The organism is Mesorhizobium sp. CO1-1-8, assembly GCF_020164875.1.
GTDB lineage: Bacteria > Pseudomonadota > Alphaproteobacteria > Rhizobiales > Rhizobiaceae > Mesorhizobium.
In genome coordinates this window covers 234,660-257,317 of sequence record NZ_JAIUGZ010000002.1, presented here as the reverse complement: position 1 = coordinate 257,317, position 22,658 = coordinate 234,660, and the positions used below count along the sequence as shown (strand labels likewise).

Below are 22,658 nucleotides of genomic sequence, written 5' to 3'. Positions count from 1 at the left end.
GTCAGGCTTTGCTCCCCATGCGATAGCGGGCGATGATCTCGTCCGTGTTGAGAACCTGCTGCCCCCGCGCGAGATCGAGATAGAGATCGACGAAGGCCGCGAGATGCGGATTGTCCGGCCGCACGCCGACTGCGATCGTGTCGACCTTGTCCGTCAGCGTGATCGAGCGCGCGACGACCGTCATCGACGGATCGTCGACCATCAGCTTCTTGATCTCGAAATCATCGCGATAGGCCATGTCGATCGTCCCGTTTCGGATCGCATCGATGATCAGATCCCAGCTTGCCAGGCGGTGGATTTGCGCATGCGGGAAAGTCGTGGCGGCATAGGTGGCGAATGAAGAGCCCTCGATGACGCCAAGATCGCCCGAGAAATCACGGACGATCTGTTCGGGCGGTTTGCCTTGCGCGATACGCGCCAGGTTGAGGCGATTGGCGATCAGCCCTTGCCGCAGCATGGCGTAGGGGCGTGAATAGATGATCGACCGGCCGCGCTGAAGCGTCCGGCTGAGCTTGCCAATCGCCATGTCGGCCTGTCCGGAACTGACCTGTCTGACGATATCGTCGAACGTTGCGGCGGATCGGTCGAACACCGGCTCGACGCCAAGCGCCGCGGCAATGCCGTGGGCCAGTTCCATGTCTATGCCATCGTCCCCCGAGCCGCCGGCCGGGAAGAACGGATTGGAAGCGAAGGCCGGCATTGCGATGCGCAATGCATCTCCGCTCGCGATAGGTTGAGGGGCGTTCTCCGCCTGCTGTCCCGGAGTGCTGGCTGCCCGGGCTTGCGAGATCAGCAACCCGCCGCTCCCGGCCGCAAGCAGTGTACGACGTGTAACCGGCATGCGCGTTCTCAATTAACCCGGGAAAGCCAGCAACATGCACAACCGACGTTAAACAAACGTATATATTACACTGTGTCTTTTTATGTATTGGATAAGCAGCTTAGCGCTAAAAAGTATGAGCATCGCCTAATATACAAGGAATGGCGGAAGGATCGCGTTACTTCCCGCCGGGCGATCAGCTGGCCCTTAGGCGATCATCTGGATTGTCAAAACGTCTCAATCCAGGGTCGTAACTCAAGCTCCGAGCTCCAGGCGCTGCGATGCTGGCGATGGGTTGTGAGATAGGCCTCGGCTATGGCATCCGGCGACAGGCGGCGGTCCGGCCGTTCGGGTTCGGCCACCTGTCCGGGCGGCTCGATCTGGCCGTCGATGATGAAATGGGCGACGTGGATGTTCTGCGGAGCGAGTTCGCGGGCCATGGACTGCGCCAGGCCGCGCAGGCCGAATTTCGGCATGGCAAAGCCGGCCGAACCGGAAAACCCCTTCACACTGGCGGTGGCGCCGGTGAACAGGATCGATCCGGAACCCCGCCCCAGCAGCCGGCGCGCCGCCTGCTGGCCGACCAGGAAGCCGCCATAGGCGCCGACCAGCAATGCCTGTTTGACCGCTTCGGCATCGAGTTCGGCGACCGGGCCGCGGGTGCGCGCGCTGGCGTTGAACACTGCAAGTGCCAGCGAGCCGGCCTTGTCGGCGGTGTCGAACAGTCTGGCAACGGATGCAACGTCGGCGACATCCGTCTCGACGGCCAGCGCGCCGGTCTCGTCGACCAGCGCGCTTAGCTTCTCGACGTTGCGGGCGGCCAGAACCACGCGAAAGCCTTCCCGGGTGAGAAGGCGCGCAAGCGAGGCGCTCAGACCGGCGCCTGCGCCTGCAATAACGGCCACATCGGATGTCATGATTTTTCTCTCCTTGCGGATTTCGGCGGAAGCGTTCGCCAGATCAGGCAAGGTCGCGCCTTCAGGGCTGACAGGCAAGAGGTGGCATCTCGGCGGCTGTTGAGCCAGACGGGCTGCAGAACCGACGTTGCGCGGTCCGGCATCGCCTGTCGCGCCACGAAGGCGCTCGGCCTTCACCACCGGGACCGCCACTTCGACAGTGGCAAGGCTTGGACCTTGCCCGCCAACCGGGTTCACCCGACCGACATTTCGCCGGTAGAATCGTTAGGTTTCGTAAAGCTGTCGGCGATCTCATCAATGGGGACTGGAGCATGGTCCTGAAAAGTGAGAAATGGTTTTCGGAAAAGATCATGCTCAACAAGGAAACGACTATGGAACCAATCTGGGCCGTCGGCCTGATGACCGGCACCGTCCTTGACGGCAACATCGATGTCGCGCTGATCAAGACCGATGGCGAGCGCATCGAGGATTTCGGCACCTATCGGCTGATGCCCTATCCCGCGTCGATCCGCTCCCTGCTGGAAGAGACGCTGACGCAGGCTCGGGCCTGGAATTTTGTCGGGCCGGAGCCGGCGATCTTTCGTACCGCCGAGGAAGCCCTAACGCGCGCGCAGTCGGCGGCCGTCAAGGAGTTGGTCGAAGGCTATGGCATGACGATGGCCGATATCGGCATCGTCGGTTTTCACGGCCAGACCGTTTTGCATCGCGCGCCGCAGGTTGGACGGCTGGGCCAGACCCGGCAGCTCGGCGACGGTGAACTGATGCATGCCATATTGGGCACCAAGGTCGCATACGACTTCCGCTCGGCCGACATACGCGCCGGCGGGCAAGGCGCGCCGCTGGCCGCAGTCTATCACACCGCGCTGATGCGCAGCGCCGGCGCCAACGGCGAGGTCGCCGTACTCAATCTCGGCGGCGTCGCCAACATCACCTGGTGGGACGGCGCCGACAATGTCGTCGCCTTCGACACCGGACCGGCTAACGCGCCGCTGAACGATTTCATCAAGTCGAAAGGGCTCGGCGAAATGGACCGCGACGGCGCGCTTGGCCGTGCAGGTAAGGTGGATGAGGCCCGGCTGGCCAAGCTGCTGCAGCACTCTTATCTGAGCAAAGCCTACCCGAAATCGCTGGACCGTTTCGATTTCGGTGCCGCGATGGCGGACGGCCTGGATGCCGAGGATGGTGCCGCCTTGCTCACCGCATTCACCGCCGGCGCCGTCGGCAAGGCACTCGACCTCTTACCAAGCCGGCCTAAAAAGCTGGTGGTCAGCGGCGGTGGTCGCCATAACCCGACCATGATGGCAATGCTGGCCAGCCGCGCTGGAGTCGAGGTGGTGCTGGCGGAAAGCCTCGGTTGGAGCGGCGATGCGGTCGAGGCGGAGTGCTTTGCCTTTCTCGCGGTTCGCGTGCTGCGCGGCCTGCCGATCAGTTTTCCGAGCACGACCGGCGCACCGCAGCCGATGCGCGGCGGAAAGTTGGCCGGCTGATCAGTCGCCAACCAGCTTCTTCTGCAGGAAGATGCGGCTGCGGCCGACCGGGAAATCGGCGAGCGCGCCAAAAGGCTGATAACCTTGGCGCTGATAGACCTTTGCGGCCTTCGGATTGAAGGTGTCGATCCAAGCGTGTTGACAGCCGCGCGCAACGGCTTCCCGTTCGGCCGCGTCCAGCATCTGGCCTGCCATGTGCTGACCGCGCAGCCGCTCATCGACCCAGAGCCATTGCACGTAAAGCCAGCCCCAGGCGGTGTAGCCCGAAATGCCGGCGACGACCGCGCCCTCCTCGTCGCGCACGAACACCGCAAGCGCCTTCCTTTCGGAAGCGCCGACATCGCCGTCGTTGAACGCTGTCAGCCTTTCGCCGAGAAAGGCGAGTTCTTCCGGCAAGGGATTTGCCGTCGTTTCCAGTGTCGTGTTCATCGCTTTTCCGAGACAGGTTGTGGATCCGGATCACCGCCATTGCGAAATTCGGACGCGGCAATGCCGTAGCGCTTGAGCTTGTCGTAGAACGTCTTGCGCGGCACGCCGAGCGCGTCGATGGCGCCGCGCACGTCGCCGCCATGGTCGCGCAGCGCGTCGCGGATGAGCTGCGCTTCGTATTGGCCGACCCGTTCGGGCAATGCTGCCGCAGGTTCCGGCGCGTGCGCGGAGACCGCCCTCACCTCATCGTCCGGGCCGAGGCCAAGTGCGACGCGATCGGCGAAATGGGCGAGCTCACGCACATTGCCCGGCCAGTCATGCGACTGGAGATGAACGCTGACGGCTGCATTCACCTTAGCGACCGGCCGGCCAAACCGTTCGGCCGCCTTGCCGAGGAAATGCCCGAACAGCATCGGGATATCGCCGCGGCGTTCGCGCAGCGGCGGAATGCGCAGCGTCACCACGTTGAGGCGAAAATACAGATCTTCGCGAAAATCGCCGCGCTGGTCCTGAAGGCCGAGATCGACCTTGGTCGCGGCAACGACCCTGAGGTCGATGCGCCTGATGTCGTTCGAGCCAAGCGGGGTGAGGCTGCGCGTTTCTAGCACCCGCAGCAGCTTGACCTGAAGCGCCGGGGGCATGGATTCGATCTCGTCGAGAAACAGCGTGCCGCCGCTCGAATGCTCGATGCTGCCGATCCGCCGCCGCTGCGCGCCGGTGAACGCGCCCGCCTCGTGGCCGAACAGTTCGCTTTCGATGACGGTCTCCGGCAGGGCGCCGCAATTCAGCGCCACGAAGGGTTTTGCGCGCCGCCGCCCCCATCTGTGCAGGAGGTCCGCCACCACTTCCTTGCCGGTCCCGGTCTCTCCCTCGACCAGCACATCGACATCCATGTCGGCGATCTGGCGCAAGGTCTCGCGCAACCGTTTGATGGCGGGCGCCTCGCCGATCAGAGGCAGGCCGTCGGCGGCCAGTGCCGCGGCTTCGCGCAGCCGCCGGTTCTCCATCACCAGCCGCCGCTTTTCCGATGCCCGTTTCAGCGCCTCGACAAGACGGTCTCCGGCATAGGGTTTCGGGATGAAATCGTAGACGCCGTCCTTGAGCGCGGCCACTGCGAGATCGACGTCGCCATGCCCGGTGACCAGGATCACCGGTATATCCGGATCGATCGCCTTGATGCGATCGAACAGCTGCAAGCCATTCATGCCCGGCATGCGGATGTCGCTGACGACCACGCCTTCAAAGGTCCTGTCGACGACGGCAAGCGCTGCCTCGGCGGCGTCGCGCGCGACCACGGTGAAGCCGGCGAGCTCGAGCAATTGCGTTGTGGCGTGCAGCAGGTCCGCATCGTCGTCGACGAGCGCCACCAGCCCCGATCCCTCAATCATTCAATTCGCCTCAAGTCGATGGTGAAGGATGCGCCGGTGCCGTTGCCGGGATCGAGTTGCAAGGTGCCGCCCAACTCCTGGGCAATCTCCTGCGAGATCACCAGCCCGAGACCGAGCCCCTTCTCTTTGGTGGTCTGGAACGGCATGAACAGATTGCCGGCTGCTTCCGGGCCGAGGCCGGGACCATTGTCACGCACCGAAATCAGCACCCTGTCGTCTCGCTCCGCAAGGTCTATCTCGATGCGGGGATCGGGTTGGTCCTTCATCGCATCCAGCGCATTCTGCAACAGATTGACGAGGATCTGCTCCAGCCGGATGCGGCTCGCCATGACCGCCGGCGAGGCGCTGCCGCGCGGCTTGACGATGGTCACGCCGGAATCGCGGATGCGCCCGGACAGCAGCGACAGCGCGCCGTCGATCGCCTCGCGCACCGGCAGCGGCGACGCGGCGACGCCCGGCCGGCGGGCGAAGGTGCGCAAGGTGCCCGTGATCGCGCCGATGCGCTCGGTCATCGACACGATCGACGTCAGATTGCCGCTCGCCGGTCCGGTCTTGCCGGTTTCGAGAAAACGGCCGGCATTCTCGGCATAGGTGCGGATGGCGGCGACCGGCTGGTTGATCTCGTGCGCGACGCCGGCGGCGATCTGGCCGAGGATGGAAAGGCGGTTGGCCTGGGCGAGATCGTCGCGCAGCCGGCGGACCTTGGCCTCGGCGTTCTCGCGCTCGGCGATTTCGCCGGCAAGTGCGGTGTTGGAGCGCGTCAGCTCGGCCGTTCGCGTGCTGACCCGGCTCTCCAGCTCGGCATTCATCCGCGCTAGCGCCTCCTGCCGCAGCCGGCGCGTGCGCCGGCGCCGGGTGAGCACATAGGCAAGCAAGCCTGTCAGCAGCAGCCCGAGCAGCGTGGTCAGGCGCGCCGTGTTGGCGGCGGACGAGAGGGCAGCGTCGGCAGGCGTCAGCAGCCAGAGACGCCAGCCTGGGACTGCACCGGGCAAATCCTGCACCACCTCGACGAACTGGCGTGGCCTTCCCGCGTTGTCGATCGTCGCCAGGCCGTCGCCGGCGCCGCGCCATATCGGCAGCGGTTCGAAGCCGGCATCGGCCAGTTGAAGCTGGTCATGGGCGGCGGCGGCGTCTTCGGCGGAGAGTGGCGCCAGCGCACGGAACCGCCAGTCGGGCTGGCTGGTGGCCAGCACCACACCGCGTTCATCGGTGACGAAAACCAGAAAGCCGCTGGAGCGCCAATTGGCTTCGACGCCGTCGAGTTCGACTTTCAGCACCGCAACGCCAAGCGGCTTGCCGCCATCGTCGACGCGGCTCGCGAGGTAAAGACCCGGTCTGCCGCTGATCGTGCCGAGGCCATATTGGCTGGCCGCGCCCTTCGCCATCGCCTCCTGGAAATAGTGACGGAAATTATAATCGATGCCGACAAAGCTGGTCGGCTCGCCGGCATTGCTGGCTGATATGGCGATGCCCGCTGTGTCTATGACATAGATGGCGGATGCCGAGGCATCGCCGGCAATCGCTTTGAGCTTGTCGTTGAGGGCCGCTTCTTGCATCTTTCCGGCCCGGCGCAGCGCGCCGCGCACAGCATCGTCGCGGGCCAGCACCAGGGGAACCAGGCGCTGCTTTTCGATTTCGCCGGTCAACGTTCCCGCCGCCAGCGGCAGTGCGGCAAGCGCTGTGTCGCGCAGATTGTCGGCAGCCTGGCCGGAGGCGATGCGCCCGGCGATGGCGATCGCGCCGGCCAGGAAGGCAAAGGCGACGACCACGGCAAGCCAGCGCCCATCGCGCAGCCGCGCCACCGCTTCGCGCAACATTTCACGGCCGGCTGATCCAGGGGATTCGCTATCGGTACCTGCTTCCAGCGTCTGCCCTCTCCTTTTCTTCGCGGCTTTCCGATCAGTGTAATGCGAAAATCCGCCCAGGCAAACGTTGCTTGTGCGGAAATCCGCACAGACATTCGCCGCATGGCTTCGAGCAAAGGCGGAATTGCCGGGATTCCGGCCTTTCCGCGAATTGGCACAGCGCTTGCAAAAGTCCTTGGCAGCGGCGCGCGACCGGAACGCCGCGATGGGAGAAGTCACGCAGGGCGGTGCATTCCGCCCTATCCGGCCAGGGAGAGTTCGATGCACATCGCAGACCATTCAGGCGCGGTTTCCGCGCAGCGCAAGCCTTTCTATGCCCAGCTCTACGTGCAGGTGCTCGTCGCGATCACCGTCGGCATCCTGCTCGGCCATTTCTATCCGTCTGTCGGCGAGAGCATGAAGCCGCTCGGCGACGCCTTCATCAAGCTGGTCAAGATGATCATCGCCCCGGTCATCTTCCTGACCGTGACGACAGGCATTGCCGGCATGAGCGACCTGCAGAAGGTCGGGCGCGTCGCCGGCAAGGCGATGCTCTACTTCCTCACTTTCTCGACGCTGGCGCTGATCATCGGCCTTGTGGTCGCCAATGTCGTGCAGCCGGGCGCCGGCTTCAACATCGACCCGGCGACGCTCGACGCCTCGACCGTCAATACCTACGCCGCCAAGGCGCACGACCAGTCGGTCACCGGCTTCCTGATGAACATCATCCCGTCGACCATCGTCGGCGCCTTCGCCGACGGCGACATCCTGCAGGTGCTGTTCTTCTCGGTGCTGTTCGGCATTGCGCTGGCGCTGGTCGGCGACAAGGGCACGCCCGTCCTCAATTTCCTGCAGGCGCTGACGACACCGATCTTCAAGCTGGTCAGCGTACTGATGAAGGCAGCCCCCATCGGCGCCTTTGGCGCCATGGCCTTCACCATCGGCAAATACGGCATTGGCGCGGTCATCAATCTCGCCATGCTGGTCGGCACCTTCTACGTGACTTCGTTTCTGTTCGTGTTCGTCGTGCTGGGTGCTGTCTGCCGCTACAACGGCTTCTCCATCCTGTCGCTGATCCGCTACATCAAGGAAGAGTTGCTTTTGGTGCTGGGCACCTCCTCGTCGGAAGCCGCGCTGCCCTCGCTGATGGAAAAGATGGAGAAGGCCGGCGCCAAGCGCTCGGTGGTCGGTCTGGTCATCCCGACCGGCTATTCCTTCAACCTCGACGGCACCAACATCTACATGACGCTGGCGGCGCTGTTCATCGCGCAGGCAACCAACATCCATCTGTCGATCGGCGACCAGATCCTGCTGCTGCTGGTTGCCATGCTCTCGTCCAAGGGTGCCGCCGGCATCACCGGAGCCGGCTTCATCACCCTTGCCGCCACGCTGTCGGTGGTTCCAGCGGTGCCGGTGGCCGGCATGGCGCTGATCCTCGGCGTCGACCGCTTCATGTCGGAGTGCCGGGCACTGACCAACTTTGTCGGCAATGCCGTCGCCACGCTGGTGGTGGCGCGCTGGGAAGGCGAACTCGACGAAGCCAAGCTGGCCAGGGCACTGGCGGGCACGGCGGATGACAGCCTGCCGGCGGACGTCGTTCCCGCCGAGTAATCACGCGCGGTCAATACGTAAAAGGCCGGAGGCGAGCTGCCTCCGGCCTTTGTCATGCAGGTCGCAACGTCAGACGGTGCCGGTCTTGCTCAGCAGCGTGTCCGGAAATGTGCTTGGGCCGACCGGCATACGGGCGGCAATCGTGCCGACGTCATCGAACAGGACGAGGCTGGCGGCGCCGACCAGCCCGGCATGGCGGCCGAGCTGGGCTGGAACAACCGGCACGTCGCGATAGGCGCGCATGGCCCGCTGCCTGATCGTCGCCTCGATGGTCGGCAGCATCAGGTCGAGCCCATTGGCAATGCCGCCGCCGACGACCAGCACATCGGGCGAATAGAGATGCAGGAGGTTGGTGAAGCCAACGCCCAGCCAGAGCGGTAGCGAGCCGAGCACGCTCATCGCCATCATCTGGTTCCATTCGAAGGCGTGCTGCCCCATCAACAGCTGGATGCCGATCGGGACGGTGCGCATGGACGTCGATTTCGTCAGCGTCAGCGCAAAGAGAAATTGTTCCAGCACAACAGGAAGGTGTAGACCGACGTCGCCACGATCAAGGGGTTAGGCTGCAGAAGCTTGCTGTTCGGCCCTCGGCTACGCGCCTGCTTGCCAAAAGTCGCCATGCCGCCCATACACGGCTTGGGCGATCGCACGCCGCATTCGCGTCTCACCTGCCAGGGATACTGTCCAATGTCCGTGACGCCGTGGTCAAAGCCGTGACGGTTTCTTCCATGCCATCTCTCGCCAGCCTGGGCTGGACGGATTTTTTCGCTGATCAGCTCGAGCCCGGCGACGCCGATCTCGTCCCGACGCGGATCGCCACCGTCCACCGCGATCGCCTGACCGGCCTGTCCCAGGCAGGGCCGGTCGATCTGACGCTGCCGGCGCAGGCGAACACCGGTGACTATGCCGTCGGCGATTGGGTGCTGGTCGATGGGCATGAACACCTTGTGCAGCGCCGCCTGTCCCGAAAGACGGTGCTGGAGCGCCGCACCCAGGGCGGCAGGGTGCCGCAGCTTGCCGCGGCCAATGTCGACACGCTGTTCATCGTCACCTCGTGCAATGCCGACTTCAACCCAGCCCGGCTCGAGCGCTATCTGGCGCTGGCCAACGAGGCCGGAACGACGCCGGTGATCCTGCTGACCAAGGCCGATACCGCTGAAGACGCCGAGGCGTATGCAAGGCAGGCTGCCGCGTTGCAGCGTGGATTGCCGGTCGTGATGCTGAACCCCCGCACATCGGATGCGGCAGCCGTCCTGACTGCATGGTGCGGTGCCGGCCAGACGGTGGCGCTGATCGGCTCCTCCGGCGTCGGCAAATCGACGCTGGTCAACACGCTGGCCGGATCGGCGCAGCAATCGCCGCAACAGACCGGAGGCATTCGCGAGCACGATGCCAAGGGACGCCACACCACGACGTCGCGATCGCTGCATTCCATTGCCGGCGGCGGCTGGGTGATCGACACGCCGGGCATGCGGACTTTGCAGGTCAGCGATGTCGGCTACGGCATCGACACGCTGTTTGCCGAAATCACCGAGCTCGCGCCGCTGTGCAAATTCCGCGACTGCACGCATGTGCACGAGCCGGGCTGCGCCGTACAGGCGGCCCTGAAGGCAGGAACCCTCGATCCGGAGCGCCTCGCTCGCTGGCGAAAACTGTCCGACGAGAACCAGAACAACACGCCGGTTCAGAGCGGCCCCCGCGGGTCCAAATCCCCGGGCGGTCGCGGCAAGAGGCGCTGAACGACCGGGCGCTGATCGAATTCAGAGCCGCGCCGTGCGAAAAACCCGATCCCAGAATGCGGACGTCACGCCAAAATTGGCGTTTTCGTCGATATGATGATGGACGGCATGGCGGCGCTTGAGCGTGTAGAGATAGCTCGGATGGGTGGGATGCCAATGATGGATCATGTGATGGATGCTGATGTACCAGAGGTACCCCAGCATCAGCCCGCAGCTTACCGCGCTCGCGGTGGCAAAATCCGAGACCATCCAAACGGGCAAAAACGCCACCAGCGCATGCACGCCGAGGCTGAGCCAGGTCGGCGTGCCTACCGAACTGCGTTCCTCGACATGGTGACGATCGTGCAGGTCCTTGATGTAAGGAATATGGTGAAGAACGGTCCTGTGCAGCACATACTCGATCAGCGTCCAGAGGCCTAGACAGGCGAGGACCGTGCCGATCCAGCCTGGCGCACTCTCTTCGCCGGCCTCGAGAAGCCCGGCCACTGCCAGCACGGCGATCACCAGCGGATACACCACGAAGTCGCTGTAGTAGCCAATAAGACCGAGTTGCATCGTCACCTAGCCTTCGAGCCGCCAAATAAGCGATGGTATCAGATTGCCGGACTCGCGCGTGAGGAGCAATGCAGATGTACCTGACATAGCGTCGCAACCCCTTGGCGCAAGGCTTGCGTCAACCAGTCAAGGACATCGGCAGGCCGCCGGCTTCGCGAACGGACGAGTAAAATGGCAAAGCGCAGTGCGGGATTGCTGATCTATCGCCGCGGAGACGGCGATCTCAAGGTGCTTCTGGTTCACCCCGGCGGACCCTTCTGGGCGAAGAAGGACGATGGTGCCTGGTCGATACCGAAAGGCCTCGTTGGCGAGAACGAGAACGAGTTGACGGCAGCGCAACGCGAGACCGGGGAAGAACTCGGCGTCAAGTTCGATGGCCCGTTCACGCGGCTTGGTGACTATAGGCAACCAGGCGGAAAGATCGTCACGGCCTGGTCTGTCGAGGCAACCATCGACATCGATGTAGCCGCCATCAGGAGCAACACCTTCACCATGGAATGGCCGCCAAGGTCGGGATCCCTGAAGGCGTTCCCGGAGGTCGACAGAGCGGGCTGGTTCACCTTGCCCGAGGCCGAGGTGAAAATCCTCAGGGGACAACGTCCGATGCTGTTGGATTTTGCCAGGCAGCAAGGCGCCGGATGATCCGCAGCCCTCAGTAGGGCAGCCCGACATAGTTCTCGGCGAGTGCGGTCGATGCGGCACGCGACTGCACGAGATAGTCGAGCTCGGCCTCCTGGATGCGCTGGCCGAAGTCGCCGGTGTCGGGAAAACGGTGCAGCATCGTCGTCATCCACCAGGAAAAGCGAACCGCCTTCCAGACTCGCGCCAGCGCCTTGCCGGAATAGGCGTCGATGCCGGCCATGGTTTTGTCGCGGTAGAGGTCGCGCAAACCCGAGAAGAGATAGCGCACGTCGCTGGCGGCGAGGTTGAGGCCCTTGGCGCCGGTGGGCGGCACGATATGGGCGGCATCGCCGACCAGCAACAACCTGCCGAAACGCATCGGCTCGGCAACGAAGGAGCGCAGCGGCGCGATCGATTTCTCGAAGGATGGCCCGGTGACGACATTTGCGGCTGTCTGCTCCGGCAAGCGGCGGCGCAATTCGTCCCAGAAGCGGTCGTCGGACCATGCCTCGACACGATCGTCTTGCGGGCATTGCACATAGTAGCGGCTCCGGTGCGTCGAGCGCATCGAGCACAGCGCAAAACCCCTTTCATGATTGGCATAGACCAGTTCGTGATCGGCCGGCGGCACTTCGGCCAGCACGCCGAGCCAGCCGAACGGATACTGCCGCTCGAAGATTTTTAGCGCACGCTCGGGCACCGATTTGCGGCTGACGCCGTGATAGCCGTCGCAGCCGGCAATGAAGTCGCAATCGATCCGATGCGTGACCCCATCCCCGCCATAGGTGACGAAAGGTGCGGCGCCGTCGAAATCGTGCAGAGCGACATTTGCCGCCTCGTAGATCGTGGTCAGCCCTGCGGCGTCGCGCTTGTCCATCAAATCGTGCGTCACCTCGGTCTGGCCATAGACGGTGACATGCCTGCCGCCGGTCAGTGCCTTGAGGTCGATGCGGTGCAGGCGTCCGTCGAAGGCGAGCGAGATGCCGGAATGCGGCAGCCCTTCGGCATGCAGCCTTGCCGCCGCGCCGGCCTGTTCCAGCAGTTCGACCGTGCCCTGTTCGAGCACCCCCGCCCGCACGCGGCCAAGAACGTGCTCGCGGCTCGCACGTTCCAGAATGACCGTCTCGACACCGATGCCGGCCAGCAATTGCCCAAGCAGCAGGCCGGACGGTCCGGACCCGACGATGACGATTTGCGTGCGCATCAGTGGCCGAGACTTTCGACCTGTGCGGCCAGTTCGGCGGCAAGGCGCAGCGACGCGGCCGTTGCGACGACCATCTGCGGCAGTAATAGCCACTCCAGCGTCCAGGCCGCGCCCGACCGCTCCTGCTCATGCACGAGCGCGTGATGCATGCCGGCAAGCTGCGTGGCGTTGAAGCGGGCAAGCGCCACCAGCGCCTCGGCCTTCACCGGGTTCTGCTTGTGCGGCATCGCCGACGAGCCGCCGCCACCGGAAAGCTCGATCTCGGTCCCATCTTGCGCCATCAGCGCGATGTCCTGGCCGAACTTGCCGAGACTGCCTGAAACCAGCGACATCAGGCTGGCAAAATCGGCGAGCGGCTCACGCTGGTTCTGCCATTGCGGGGCGTCGCCAAGGCGGAGTTTTGCGGCAAGGGCTGCGCGCACTGCCGGCCCCTTGTCATCGAGCTTTTCCAACGTGCCGGCGGCACCGCCGAACTGCACCACCAGCAGGTGCCTCGACTGTTCCGACAGCCTCTCCTGATGCCGTTGCAGCGGCGCCCGCCACGCTGCCACACGATCTCGTACTTTGATCGGAATCGCCTTCTGCATGCGCGTCATGCCAGTCAGCGCCCTGCTTCCAAAGCGCTCTTCGAGCGAGACGAGGCGCATGACTGTTTCGGTCAACAACAAATCGACATGTTCGACAACGGATTTGAGCCGAACCATCAGGCCGGTGTCGACGACATCCTGGCTGGTCGCGCCGAAATGCACTTTCTGGCCATATGGTTCGCCAACCGCTGCCCTGATCTGGCGCACGAGTTCCGGCACGATGACGCCATCCCTGGCGATGGCGGCCCGCAGCAAGGCGGTGTCGGGCCGGAATGTGGCAAGTGTGGCCACGATCGCTGCGGCATCATCCTTGGTGATGATCCCGTTTTCGGCCTCGGCTTGCGCCAGCGCCCGTTCGAATGCGAGCATCGCGTCGATTTCCGCCTCGACGGAAAAGTGCCTCGCCGCTTCTTCGTCGCCGAGAAGAGCGGAGAGCAGTGGGTGGTCGAAGGGCGATACGGTCATGTCCTGCTCCTCCTGACCATCAGCTGTCGAAGAAGACCGTTTCCTTCTCCCCCTGGAGATGGACGTCGAAGACGTAGGTGTCGCCCTGGCGCTCGGCGATCAGCGTCGGCACGCGAACGCGGTGCTCGATGCGCGCCAGGATCGCATCCCCGGCATTGGCCTTTTCCTCATCGGAAAAATACAGCCTTGTGTGCAGGCCGAGATTGATGCCGCGCGCGACGATCCAGAGTGTGATGTGCGGGGCCATGAGGCTTCCATCCCTGAACGGCACGCGACCTGGTTTGATCGTCTCGAACGCGCACAGGCCGGTGTCCATGTCGGTCGGGCAACGGCCCCAGCCGAAGAAATTCGGATCGGCAGTGCCGCGCAATTCGGCTGATGAATTGTAGAGCCCGTCCGCATCCGCCTGCCAGATTTCGATCAGCGCGTCCTTGAGCGGCGTGCCGGTGCCGTCGAGCACCCGGATGCGCAGGCCGATGCGCTCGCCCTTGGTCCTGTCATTGACCATGGTGGCGCCGAGGTCGGTCGGATAGACGCCGCCGATGCCGCAGAAATTGGGTGTCAGCCCGATATGGACATAAGGTCCGGCGGTCTGCGAAGGGCTCTCCTTGAGCCGGTCGAGCGACTGGGCCATCAATTGCCCTCCAGCCTGTTTTCGAACAGCGACGCGCGCCGGCCGCGCAGCACGATGTCGAACTTGTAGGCGCGCGCGTCAAACGGGATCGTCGCCTGCATGTCGAGCGTGGCGATGAGCGTTTCGATGGCTGACTTGTCGGGGATGCCGCGCACGATCGGGCATTGCCAGATCAGCGGGTCGCCCTCGAAATACATCTGCGTGATCAGCCGCTGCGCAAAGCCGTGGCCAAAGACCGAGAAATGGATATGCGAGGGCCGCCAGTCGTTCGGCCCGTTCGGCCAGGGATAGGGGCCGGGCTTGACGGTGCGAAAGGCATAGAAGCCATCATCGCCTGATATAGCGCGGCCGCAGCCGCCGAAATTCAAATCGAGCGGCGCCAGATAGCCGTCCTTCTTGTGGCGATAACGGCCACCGGCATTGGCCTGCCAGAATTCGAGCAGCGCGCCGGGCACGCCAACGCCGCGTTCGTCGAGCACCCGGCCGTAGACGATGATGCGTTCGCCGAGCGCGCTCTCGCCGGGTCTGGCGAAATTGTGGATCAGGTCGGCGTCGAGTTCGCCGAGCATGGCGTGACCGAAGACCGGGCCTGCAATCTCCGACAGCGTGTTGTCGAACGACAGCGGCGCCTTCTGCGGCGAACGCAGCACGGAGGTCTTGTAATTCGGCGTCAGCGCTGGCGGATGCCAGGGCCGGTCGCGCTGGAAGAAGGCGCCGGTCTCGGGTCTCCGGTTCGAGCCGGATCTAGCGGGCATTCTGGCTTCCGTCCATTTCCGAAAACACGTCCTTGGCTATTCTGAAGGCGCGGTTGGCGGCCGGCACGCCGGCATAGATGGCGACATGCAGGAACGCCTCGCAGATATCGTCGCGCGAAGCACCGGTGTTGACGGTGGCGCGCACATGCATGGCAACCTCCTCATCATGGCCGAGTGCCGCCAGCAGCGCCAGCGTGACGATCGAACGTTCGCGCTTGGTGAAGCCCGGCCGCGCCCACACGGTTCCCCAGGCCGCCTCGGTGATCAACTCCTGGAAAGGCTGGTCGAAATCGGTCGCCGCGACCTCGGCTCGGTCGACATGCCGGTCGCCGAGCACGGAGCGCCGCACCGCGAGGCCGGTGCGATATCTGGCTGCGTTGCCGGGGACTTCATCCATGGGTTTCTGCTCCAGGGGCAAGCGATGCGATAAAATCACGGATCAGGGCGATCAACGCTTCAGGCTGTTCAACGCACGGAATGTGTCCGGCGTCGCGGATCATCTCGAAGCGCGCGCCGGGGATCAACTCGGCAAGCGAGCGGACGAGATCGGGAGGCGTCGAGCCATCCTGATCGCCGGCGATGCAAAGCGTCGGCACCGCGATGCGGCGCGCGCTGTCGGTGAAATCCGCATCGCGAACGGCCGCGCAAGTCCCGATGTAACCTGCGAGCGCTTGCCTCGTCATCATGTTCCAATAACCGTCCAGCTCGGCCAGACGCGTTGCGTGGAAGGCGGGCGTGAACCACACTTTGAGCACGCCATCCGCAATGGCCTGGATACCCTTGCTTTCGACCGTCGCGATGCGTGTGTTCCAGCTCTCTATCGTGCCGATCTTGTGGGCCGTGTCACACAGGATCATGGCCTCTACGATATCGGGGCGCCTGCGACAGAAGCCTTGGGCGATCAGGCCACCGACCGACAGTCCGCACAGCACGACCTTGCTCAACCCGAAATGATCGATGAGCGCCGAGAGGTCGTCGACATGATCGTCGATCGATCTGATGTCGCCGATATCGGACAGTCCATGACCGCGCTTGTCGTAGACCAGCAGCGGCATTTCACCACCAAGCGCCGAGACAATTTCGTCCCAGATCCGGAAGTCGGTGCCGAGCGAATTGATGAATATGATAGGGCGCGCATTGCCGGCCGCATTGATGTGGCGATGGTGCAGCGTGATGCCGCCGATGGTGACGAATGGCACGGTTTCGGTCCTCCGCCCCCACATTGCACAAGGCGTTTGGTTCAGTAAAATGATATTTTACGCCGTTTCATTAACTCAGGGGTTATCAAATCCATGTCCGAGAGCCGCATCCGGTTCCGTCACCTGCAGGCATTCCTGGAAGTTGCGCGACAAGGAAGCGTGGCGCGGGCGGCTGACTTGCTGCATGTCAGCCCACCGGCAGTGACCAAGACATTGCGCGAGTTGGAAGAGGCGCTGGGTGTGGCGGTGGTCGAGCGCGACGGCCGCGGCATCCGACTGACGCGCATCGGCGAAATCTTCCTTCGCCATGCCGGCACGGCGATCACGGCGCTCAAGCAAGGCGTCGATTCCGTTCGCCAGGACGGAGCGGTCAACCGGCACCCGATCCGCATCGGCGCGCTGCCGACGGTGTCGGCGCGGGTGATGCCGCTCGCCATGAGCCTGTTCCTCAAGGAGGGTACCGGTGCGGCGATCAAGATCGTTACCGGCGAGAATGCGATGCTGCTCGAACAGTTGCGCACCGGCACGCTAGATCTCGTCGTCGGACGGCTGGCGGCGCCGGAAAACATGACCGGCTTCTTCTTCGAGCACCTCTATTCCGAACCGGTGCTGTTCGTGGTGCGAGCCGGACATCCGCTGCTTGACCCGGGACAGGATGTGTTCGCACGGCTCGATGAGTTCCCGATGCTGATGCCGACGCGGGAATCGGTCATCCGTCCGTTTGTCGACCGCCTGTTCATCACCAACGGCATGACCGCGCCGGCAACCGAGATCGAAACCGTCTCGGACTCCTTCGGCCGCGCCTTCCTGCGGCAGAGCAATGCCGTCTGGATCATTTCGGCTGGCGTCGTTGCCAACGAACTCGGCAGCGGCGCCTTCGTCGCCTTGCCGGTCAACACCGAGGAAACCAAGGGACCGGTCGGCTTGACGATGCGGACCGACATGGCGCCCTCACCAGCCTTCTCCATCCTGCTGCAGACCATCCGCGAAGCGGCAAGGCAAGGCAGCTGATGCGGCTCAGACTGGCGATCAGATCGCCTGCGAAGGCGTGAAGCGAACGCTTGCGGATCGCATCTGTCCGGGTGCCAGTACGATGCAGCCAGGGTCGATGCCCGCGTCCCTGCGATTGAAGGCATCGGTGATGTTGCTGACCGGTTCGGCGCAAAAGAACGGCTCGCCGGGCGGCGTGTAGAGGACAAGGAAATCGAGTGGCGCCTCGGCCTCGATGTCCAGTTGCCGTCCATGCTCCGGCCAGGATATCCGGGCGCGGCGAGCCCATCCGGTGAAGACCGTGTCGAAGTCCGTCTCCGACACGTCGAAGCCCGTGGTCGGGTTGGAGCCAGCGGGTGGTAGGACGTGCCGGGTGGGCAAGATTTCCGCATCGGTCTCCCACATGCCGGACACTGGCGCCTGGACATGTGTCCATGATGTCGACGGGAAATAGGGATGGAGGCCGAAGCCCGCCGGCATCGGCATGTCCGAGAGGTTGCACAGCGAAAGGGCAATGATCAGCCCGCCATCGACCAGCGAGATCTTTTGCCTTGCCTCATAGCTCCACGGCCAGGAATCGGCGGCATGGCGATAGGACAGGACGGTGGCGCTGGCTTCGTGCCGCACCACGGTCCATGGCCGACGCCAGCCATGGCCATGCTCATGATGCGGATCGTCCGGGCTGGTCGGCAGTTCGACGGTGCGGCCCGCGAATTCGAAGCGGCCACCCCTTATGCGATTGGAATAGGGAACCAGCGGGAAGCAGGCCATGGCGCCGGCATCGCGGCTGTTGATTGCCGCCGGATCCGCAGGGCGCAGCCAGTCCACGACGGATCCGTTTTGCCGCCAGCGATACGAGGCCAGGGCGCCGCCAGCGGCCGGGGCTATCTCTACAGTCGCAATGCCCTCGCTGATCGAGACCAGCTCTTGATGCCGCTCGGCAACGGCAGCGGAATTCTTTGTCACCGGCACTCCCCCATCGCTTGACTCCCATCATAATGCCGATAAGACATATCATATGAATAGTATGAAGAATAAGAAATCTTTCAGCACGGCGCGCACGTCAAGGGTTGCGGTGGCGGTCTCCAGCGGCTCGACGGCGTTGCATGCGACTGTCGTCGAACAGATCGGATTGCGCATCGTGCAAGGCGATTTCTTGCCCGGCGAGGCACTGCCCAATGCCGACGATTCCAGCGAGATGCTGGGGGTCAGCCGCACGGTGCTACGCGAGGCGATCAAGGTGCTGGCCGGCAAGGGACTGGTCGAATCGCGGCCGAAGACCGGCACAAGGGTGCGTCCCCGTACCGACTGGAATTTCCTCGATCCGGATGTCCTGTCATGGCGCTACGCCAGCGGCGTCAGTGCCGATGATGTCCGGGCACTGTTCGAATTGCGGCGAGCCATCGAGCCGATGTCGGCCGCACTCGCGGCCCAACGCGCCACGCCGGCGCAGATTGCCGAGATCAATGCCGCGCTGGCCGAGATGGAAGCAGTGGTCGACGACGGCGATCGCTTCGCCAAGCCCGACCTTTTGTTCCATCAGACCATCCTGCGCATGACCGGCAACGAGCTGATCGGTTCGCTAGCGGCACTGGTCGAAACCGCACTGGTGATGAGCTTTCGCCTCTCCAACGACAATCCTGAAGGGCAGCGCCATTCTTTGCCGCTGCATCGGGAAGTGGCGGAGAAGATTGCATCCGGCGACGCGGCCGGCGCGCAAAAAGCGCTGCTGGTGCTCATCGACAATGCCGAGGAAGACGTGCGCCGCAGCGTCGAGAACCGCAACAGGCGCCGCCAGGATCGGGAACAGACATCGTGACCGACACCAAACGCAAACTGCGGTCCGAGGCCTGGTTCGGCGGCGAAGGCAAGAACGCCTTCATGCACCGCAGCTGGATGAAGAACCAGGGCATCCCCGCCGACGCTTTCGACGGCCGGCCGGTGATCGGCATCTGCAATACGTGGTCGGAACTGACCCCGTGCAATGCCCATCTGCGCGCGCTGGCCGATCACGTCAAACGCGGCGTCTATGAAGCCGGCGGCCTGCCGCTCGAATTCCCGGTGATGTCGCTGGGCGAGAGCAACATGCGCCCGACCGCCATGCTGTTTCGCAATCTGGTCAGCATGGATGTCGAAGAGTCCATCCGCGGCAATCCGATCGACGGTGTCATCCTGCTGGTCGGTTGCGACAAGACCACGCCGGCGCTGCTGATGGGGGCTGCGTCGTGCAACCTGCCGACCATCGCCGTTTCCGGTGGGCCGATGCTCAACGGCAAGTTCCGCGGACAGGATATCGGCTCGGGAACGCATGTCTGGAAATTCGCCGAGGAAGTGAAGGCCGGCCGCATGCCGGTCGCCGACTTCCTCGCCGCGGAGCAGGGTCAGAGCCGATCGGCGGGCAGTTGCATGACGATGGGAACGGCCTCGACCATGGCCAGCATGGTCGAAGCACTCGGCATCGGCATGCCGGACAATGCCGCGATCCCGGCGGTGGATTCGCGCCGTGGAGTGCTCGCCCAGATGGCCGGACGACAGATCGTCGATCTGGTTCGCAGGGACGTGACGATCGCGCAGATCCTTACCAGGCAAGCGTTCGAGAACGCCATTCGCGTCAACGGCGCCATCGGTGGCTCGACCAACGCGGTGCTGCATCTGGTCGCCATCGCCAACCGGGTCGGGGTCGACCTCAGCCTCGACGACTGGGACCGCCTTGGCCGCGACGTTCCAACCATTGTCGATTTGATGCCGTCGGGCCGGTTCCTGATGGAAGATTTCTACTACGCCGGGGGGCTAGCTGCGGTCATGGCGTCGCTTGATGAAGCGGGGCTTCTTCATCGCGACGCCATGACCGTCAGCGCCAAGACCATAGGCGAATTGATCGACGGCGCGCCCAACTACAACAGTGAGGTGATCCGGCCGCTGAGCCAGCCGCTGACCAAAGAGGGCGGCATCTCGATCCTGCGCGGCAATCTGGCGCCTGACGGGGCGGTCATCAAGCCGTCGGCGGCAACGCCCGAACTGATGCAGCATCGCGGCAAGGCGGTGGTGTTCGAAAACATCGAGCACTACTACGCCCGCATCGACGATCCGCAGCTGGACATCGACGCCTCCTCGGTGATGGTGCTCAAGAACTGCGGGCCGCGCGGTTATCCCGGAATGGCCGAGGTCGGCAACATGCCGCTGCCGGCCAAACTGCTCAAGCAAGGCGTCTCCGACATGGTGCGCATTTCGGACGCGCGCATGAGCGGCACCGCCTACGGCACCGTGGTTCTGCATGTGGCACCGGAAGCAGCCGCGGGTGGCGCACTGGCGCTGGTGCGCGACGGTGACCTCATCGAGCTCGACGTCGCCGGCCGTCGGCTGGAGCTTTTGGTATCGGATGAGGAGCTCGCAATCCGCCGGCGTGACTGGAAGCCCCCGGCGCCGCCGGAAGGCGGCTATCAGAGCCTTTATGTCGAGCGTGTTCTGCAGGCCGACAAGGGCTGCGATTTCGACTTTCTCGTCGGCAGGCGCGATGCCGGCATTCCTAGGCATTCGCACTAGAGGGGCGCGCCATGACGGATGAAATCGGCTACGCGATCTATCCAAGCCTCAAGGGCCGCAGCGTGTTCATCACCGGTGGCGGCAGCGGCATCGGCGAAAGCCTGGTGCGCCATTTCTGCGCGCAAGGCAGCCGCGTCGCCTTCGTCGATATGGCCGAGGAGCCTTCACGGCGTCTGGTCGATGCGATTGCGACCGAGGGACATGCCGCGCCGCTGTTCATTCCCTGCGACCTGCGCAACGTCGAAGAGTTGCAGGCGGCAACCGTCCAGGCGATGCAGCACAACGGCCCGATCCAGGCGCTGTGCAACAATGCCGGCAATGACGACCGTCACCAGACCAAGGATGTGACGGTTGCCTATTGGGACGACCGCATGGCGGTCAATCTGCGCCACCAGTTCTTCGCGGCGCAGGCGGTGCGTCCGCAGATGAGCACGCTGGGCGGCGGCTCGATCATCAATTTCGGCTCCATCACCTGGATGGTCGGCGATCCGGATTGCCCGGCCTATGTCACCGCGAAAGCCGCTGTTTACGGCATGACGCGGGCGCTGGCCCGCGAACTCGGCCCCGAACGCATCCGCGTCAACTGCATGGTGCCGGGCTGGGTGATGACCGAGCGCCAGATGCGCCTGTGGCTGAACCCGGCCGGCGAACGCCAGATCGCGGAAAGGCAGTGCCTGCCCGACCGGCTGCAACCCTCCGATATCGCGCGCATGGCGCTGTTCCTCGCAGCCGACGACAGCCGCATGTGCACGAGCCAGCAGTTCATCGTCGATGCGGGCTGGGTGTGACCCGTACGGCTCCAAGGGAAGAAGGTTAGTATTCATGCGTCTTGTTCAGTTCAGAATGGCCGACGGCAGCAGACGGGTCGGCCGCGTCTCCGACGACGGCAATCACCTGCACCCGCTCGATAAGACCGGCAGCGTGCTGGAGCTCGCTGAAGCGGCGATCGCCCAAGGCATGTCGATCGCAGCGCTGGTCGAGAAGCGGACCGGCACAGCGAAAATCGACTACGACCAACTGTTGCGCGATGGCCAGGTGCTCGCTCCGGTGGACCATCCGGAACCGGCGCGCTTCCTGGTCACCGGGACCGGTCTGACCCACACCGGAAGCGCCGCCGCGCGCAACCAGATGCATGTTCTGACCCATGGCGAAGGTGCCGACGAATCCGATTCCTTGAAAATCTTCCGCATGGGGCTGGAGGGCGGAAAGCCTGGCGCTGGCAAGATCGGCATCCAGCCGGAGTGGTTCTTCAAGGGCGTCGGCACATGTGTGGTGCCGCCCGGCGCGCCGCTACCGATGCCGGCCTTCGCGCGCGCCGGCGCCGAAGAAGCTGAGATCGTCGGCCTCTATCTCAACGGGCCGGACGGCCGCCCCTACCGCATCGGCTATGCGCTCGGAAACGAATATTCCGACCACGTGACGGAGGGCGAGAACTACCTTTATCTCGCCCATTCAAAGCTGCGCTCCTGCTCGATCGGTCCGGAACTGCTGATCGGCGACCTGCCCGAAGAAGTGCGCGGCCATTCGCGCATCCTGCGCGACGGCACTGTCTTCTGGGAGCAGGAGTTCCTGTCGGGCGAAGCGCACATGTCGCACTCGATCGCTAATCTCGAACACTTCCATTTCCGCTACCCGATGCACCGTAGGGCGGGCGACCTGCACGCCTATTTCTTCGGCGCGGCGGTGATGAGCTACGCCTCCGGCGTCAAGACGGCTTCCGGCGACGAGTATGAAATCCAGGCACAGATATTCGGCAAGCCACTGCGCAACCGGATGGTGTCGGTGCCGGACGAGGGACTGGTCGCTGTTACCCAGCTGTGACGGCGCAGGCCCGAAAATTACGGTCCACCAGAACGACAATGGGAGATTA

General features: G+C 64.0%; 22 protein-coding genes and 1 pseudogene. 9 read left to right on the top strand and 14 right to left on the bottom strand.

What is annotated here, in order from left to right:
* Position 1 precedes the first annotated feature (1 nt).
* Both LB558_RS04620 and LB558_RS04615 read right to left on the bottom strand, forming a co-directional pair.
* Positions 2 to 712, bottom strand: coding sequence for a substrate-binding periplasmic protein (locus LB558_RS04620; RefSeq protein ID WP_224696438.1), 711 nt, complete (start codon positions 710 to 712; stop codon positions 2 to 4).
* 335 nt (positions 713 to 1,047) lie between these two features.
* A complete protein-coding gene (locus LB558_RS04615) occupies positions 1,048 to 1,737 on the bottom strand; it encodes an SDR family NAD(P)-dependent oxidoreductase (protein ID WP_224696437.1) in 690 nt (229 codons plus the stop codon).
* Positions 1,738 to 2,108: 371 nt separating this feature from the next.
* Between LB558_RS04615 and LB558_RS04610 the strand changes: the two genes are divergently transcribed.
* Positions 2,109 to 3,224 (top strand): anhydro-N-acetylmuramic acid kinase, encoded by a 1,116-nt coding sequence (locus LB558_RS04610; RefSeq protein WP_224696744.1) that lies wholly within the window; start codon positions 2,109 to 2,111, stop codon positions 3,222 to 3,224.
* On the opposite strand, the gene LB558_RS04605 is transcribed toward LB558_RS04610, so the two are convergent.
* Genes LB558_RS04605 through LB558_RS04595 form a run of 3 tightly spaced genes read right to left on the bottom strand, consistent with a single transcriptional unit; the run spans position 3,225 to position 6,858 of the window.
* Complete coding sequence (locus tag LB558_RS04605) at positions 3,225 to 3,653, bottom strand: GNAT family N-acetyltransferase (protein ID WP_224696436.1); 429 nt, start codon at positions 3,651 to 3,653, stop codon at positions 3,225 to 3,227. It lies immediately after the preceding gene.
* The gene (locus LB558_RS04600) at positions 3,650 to 5,041 is read right to left on the bottom strand and encodes a sigma-54-dependent transcriptional regulator (protein WP_224696435.1); all 1,392 of its coding nucleotides are present in this window, start codon (positions 5,039 to 5,041) and stop codon (positions 3,650 to 3,652) included. The genes LB558_RS04605 and LB558_RS04600 overlap by 4 nt, the downstream gene beginning before the upstream one ends.
* Positions 5,038 to 6,858, bottom strand: coding sequence for a sensor histidine kinase (locus LB558_RS04595; protein WP_224696434.1), 1,821 nt, complete (start codon positions 6,856 to 6,858; stop codon positions 5,038 to 5,040). The genes LB558_RS04600 and LB558_RS04595 overlap by 4 nt, the downstream gene beginning before the upstream one ends.
* 309 nt (positions 6,859 to 7,167) lie before the next feature.
* On the opposite strand from LB558_RS04595, the gene LB558_RS04590 reads away from it, so the two are divergent.
* Positions 7,168 to 8,496, top strand: coding sequence for a dicarboxylate/amino acid:cation symporter (locus tag LB558_RS04590; protein WP_224696433.1), 1,329 nt, complete (start codon positions 7,168 to 7,170; stop codon positions 8,494 to 8,496).
* A gap of 69 nt (positions 8,497 to 8,565) precedes the next feature.
* Here LB558_RS04590 and LB558_RS33025 read toward each other — a convergent pair.
* Positions 8,566 to 9,053: pseudogene (locus LB558_RS33025) on the bottom strand (ROK family protein); the annotation flags it as partial.
* A gap of 171 nt (positions 9,054 to 9,224) precedes the next feature.
* Here LB558_RS33025 and rsgA point away from each other — a divergent pair.
* Positions 9,225 to 10,235: a ribosome small subunit-dependent GTPase A gene (rsgA, locus tag LB558_RS04580; protein WP_224696432.1), complete on the top strand. Its 1,011-nt coding sequence runs from the start codon at positions 9,225 to 9,227 to the stop codon at positions 10,233 to 10,235.
* 21 nt (positions 10,236 to 10,256) lie between these two features.
* On the opposite strand, the gene LB558_RS04575 is transcribed toward rsgA, so the two are convergent.
* A complete protein-coding gene (locus LB558_RS04575) occupies positions 10,257 to 10,790 on the bottom strand; it encodes a sterol desaturase family protein (RefSeq protein WP_224696431.1) in 534 nt (177 codons plus the stop codon).
* A 171-nt stretch (positions 10,791 to 10,961) separates the two neighbouring features.
* Between LB558_RS04575 and LB558_RS04570 the strand changes: the two genes are divergently transcribed.
* Positions 10,962 to 11,432, top strand: a complete 471-nt coding sequence (locus LB558_RS04570; protein ID WP_224696430.1) for an NUDIX domain-containing protein — start codon at positions 10,962 to 10,964, stop codon at positions 11,430 to 11,432.
* Positions 11,433 to 11,442: 10 nt separating this feature from the next.
* Here the strand turns inward: LB558_RS04570 and pobA are convergent, their stop codons facing one another.
* From pobA to pcaD, 6 genes are read right to left on the bottom strand one after another with little or no spacing between them, the layout of a single operon-like run.
* On the bottom strand, positions 11,443 to 12,615 hold the full coding sequence (pobA, locus tag LB558_RS04565; protein ID WP_224696429.1) for a 4-hydroxybenzoate 3-monooxygenase: 1,173 nt from the start codon (positions 12,613 to 12,615) through the stop codon (positions 11,443 to 11,445).
* The gene (locus LB558_RS04560; protein ID WP_224696428.1) at positions 12,615 to 13,667 is read right to left on the bottom strand and encodes a 3-carboxy-cis,cis-muconate cycloisomerase; all 1,053 of its coding nucleotides are present in this window, start codon (positions 13,665 to 13,667) and stop codon (positions 12,615 to 12,617) included. Before LB558_RS04560 ends, pobA begins: the two co-directional genes overlap by 1 nt.
* A gap of 19 nt (positions 13,668 to 13,686) precedes the next feature.
* Positions 13,687 to 14,301: a protocatechuate 3,4-dioxygenase subunit alpha gene (pcaG, locus tag LB558_RS04555; RefSeq protein ID WP_224696427.1), complete on the bottom strand. Its 615-nt coding sequence runs from the start codon at positions 14,299 to 14,301 to the stop codon at positions 13,687 to 13,689.
* A complete protein-coding gene (gene pcaH / locus LB558_RS04550; RefSeq protein ID WP_224696426.1) occupies positions 14,301 to 15,056 on the bottom strand; it encodes a protocatechuate 3,4-dioxygenase subunit beta in 756 nt (251 codons plus the stop codon). The genes pcaG and pcaH overlap by 1 nt, the downstream gene beginning before the upstream one ends.
* Complete coding sequence (gene pcaC, locus LB558_RS04545) at positions 15,046 to 15,453, bottom strand: 4-carboxymuconolactone decarboxylase (protein WP_224696425.1); 408 nt, start codon at positions 15,451 to 15,453, stop codon at positions 15,046 to 15,048. The genes pcaH and pcaC overlap by 11 nt, the downstream gene beginning before the upstream one ends.
* Entirely contained in the window at positions 15,446 to 16,255 is an 810-nt protein-coding gene (gene pcaD, locus LB558_RS04540) for a 3-oxoadipate enol-lactonase (RefSeq protein WP_224696424.1), read from the bottom strand. Before pcaD ends, pcaC begins: the two co-directional genes overlap by 8 nt.
* A 93-nt stretch (positions 16,256 to 16,348) precedes the next feature.
* On the opposite strand from pcaD, the gene pcaQ reads away from it, so the two are divergent.
* A complete protein-coding gene (gene pcaQ / locus LB558_RS04535; RefSeq protein WP_224696423.1) occupies positions 16,349 to 17,266 on the top strand; it encodes a pca operon transcription factor PcaQ in 918 nt (305 codons plus the stop codon).
* An 18-nt stretch (positions 17,267 to 17,284) separates the two neighbouring features.
* Here the strand turns inward: pcaQ and LB558_RS04530 are convergent, their stop codons facing one another.
* A complete protein-coding gene (locus LB558_RS04530) occupies positions 17,285 to 18,211 on the bottom strand; it encodes an aldose 1-epimerase (RefSeq protein WP_224696422.1) in 927 nt (308 codons plus the stop codon).
* A 61-nt stretch (positions 18,212 to 18,272) separates the two neighbouring features.
* Between LB558_RS04530 and LB558_RS04525 the strand changes: the two genes are divergently transcribed.
* From LB558_RS04525 to araD1, 4 genes are read left to right on the top strand one after another with little or no spacing between them, the layout of a single operon-like run.
* Entirely contained in the window at positions 18,273 to 19,064 is a 792-nt protein-coding gene (locus tag LB558_RS04525; RefSeq protein ID WP_224696421.1) for a FadR/GntR family transcriptional regulator, read from the top strand.
* Positions 19,061 to 20,788: an IlvD/Edd family dehydratase gene (locus LB558_RS04520; protein WP_224696420.1), complete on the top strand. Its 1,728-nt coding sequence runs from the start codon at positions 19,061 to 19,063 to the stop codon at positions 20,786 to 20,788. Before LB558_RS04525 ends, LB558_RS04520 begins: the two co-directional genes overlap by 4 nt.
* Positions 20,789 to 20,799: 11 nt before the next feature.
* Positions 20,800 to 21,576 carry an SDR family NAD(P)-dependent oxidoreductase gene (locus LB558_RS04515; protein ID WP_263494629.1) on the top strand — a complete coding sequence of 259 codons (777 nt, stop codon included), beginning with the start codon at positions 20,800 to 20,802 and terminating at the stop codon, positions 21,574 to 21,576.
* A gap of 34 nt (positions 21,577 to 21,610) precedes the next feature.
* Entirely contained in the window at positions 21,611 to 22,609 is a 999-nt protein-coding gene (gene araD1, locus LB558_RS04510) for an AraD1 family protein (protein ID WP_224696419.1), read from the top strand.
* Positions 22,610 to 22,658: the final 49 nt, after the last annotated feature.

What these genes read in the sequence shown, in the direction of transcription:
- LB558_RS04615 (WP_224696437.1), bottom strand. Translation starts at nt 1,737, where the DNA reads ATGACATCCGATGTGGCCGTTATTGCAGGCGCAGGCGCCGGTCTGAGC.
- LB558_RS04610 (WP_224696744.1), top strand. Translation starts at nt 2,109, where the DNA reads ATGGAACCAATCTGGGCCGTCGGCCTGATGACCGGCACCGTCCTTGAC.
- LB558_RS04605 (WP_224696436.1), bottom strand. Translation starts at nt 3,653, where the DNA reads ATGAACACGACACTGGAAACGACGGCAAATCCCTTGCCGGAAGAACTC.
- LB558_RS04600 (WP_224696435.1), bottom strand. Translation starts at nt 5,041, where the DNA reads ATGATTGAGGGATCGGGGCTGGTGGCGCTCGTCGACGACGATGCGGAC.
- LB558_RS04595 (WP_224696434.1), bottom strand. Translation starts at nt 6,858, where the DNA reads ATGTTGCGCGAAGCGGTGGCGCGGCTGCGCGATGGGCGCTGGCTTGCC.
- LB558_RS04590 (WP_224696433.1), top strand. Translation starts at nt 7,168, where the DNA reads ATGCACATCGCAGACCATTCAGGCGCGGTTTCCGCGCAGCGCAAGCCT.
- rsgA (WP_224696432.1), top strand. Translation starts at nt 9,225, where the DNA reads ATGCCATCTCTCGCCAGCCTGGGCTGGACGGATTTTTTCGCTGATCAG.
- LB558_RS04575 (WP_224696431.1), bottom strand. Translation starts at nt 10,790, where the DNA reads ATGCAACTCGGTCTTATTGGCTACTACAGCGACTTCGTGGTGTATCCG.
- LB558_RS04570 (WP_224696430.1), top strand. Translation starts at nt 10,962, where the DNA reads ATGGCAAAGCGCAGTGCGGGATTGCTGATCTATCGCCGCGGAGACGGC.
- pobA (WP_224696429.1), bottom strand. Translation starts at nt 12,615, where the DNA reads ATGCGCACGCAAATCGTCATCGTCGGGTCCGGACCGTCCGGCCTGCTG.
- LB558_RS04560 (WP_224696428.1), bottom strand. Translation starts at nt 13,667, where the DNA reads ATGACCGTATCGCCCTTCGACCACCCACTGCTCTCCGCTCTTCTCGGC.
- pcaG (WP_224696427.1), bottom strand. Translation starts at nt 14,301, where the DNA reads ATGGCCCAGTCGCTCGACCGGCTCAAGGAGAGCCCTTCGCAGACCGCC.
- pcaH (WP_224696426.1), bottom strand. Translation starts at nt 15,056, where the DNA reads ATGCCCGCTAGATCCGGCTCGAACCGGAGACCCGAGACCGGCGCCTTC.
- pcaC (WP_224696425.1), bottom strand. Translation starts at nt 15,453, where the DNA reads ATGGATGAAGTCCCCGGCAACGCAGCCAGATATCGCACCGGCCTCGCG.
- pcaQ (WP_224696423.1), top strand. Translation starts at nt 16,349, where the DNA reads ATGTCCGAGAGCCGCATCCGGTTCCGTCACCTGCAGGCATTCCTGGAA.
- LB558_RS04525 (WP_224696421.1), top strand. Translation starts at nt 18,273, where the DNA reads ATGAAGAATAAGAAATCTTTCAGCACGGCGCGCACGTCAAGGGTTGCG.
- LB558_RS04515 (WP_263494629.1), top strand. Translation starts at nt 20,800, where the DNA reads ATGACGGATGAAATCGGCTACGCGATCTATCCAAGCCTCAAGGGCCGC.
- araD1 (WP_224696419.1), top strand. Translation starts at nt 21,611, where the DNA reads ATGCGTCTTGTTCAGTTCAGAATGGCCGACGGCAGCAGACGGGTCGGC.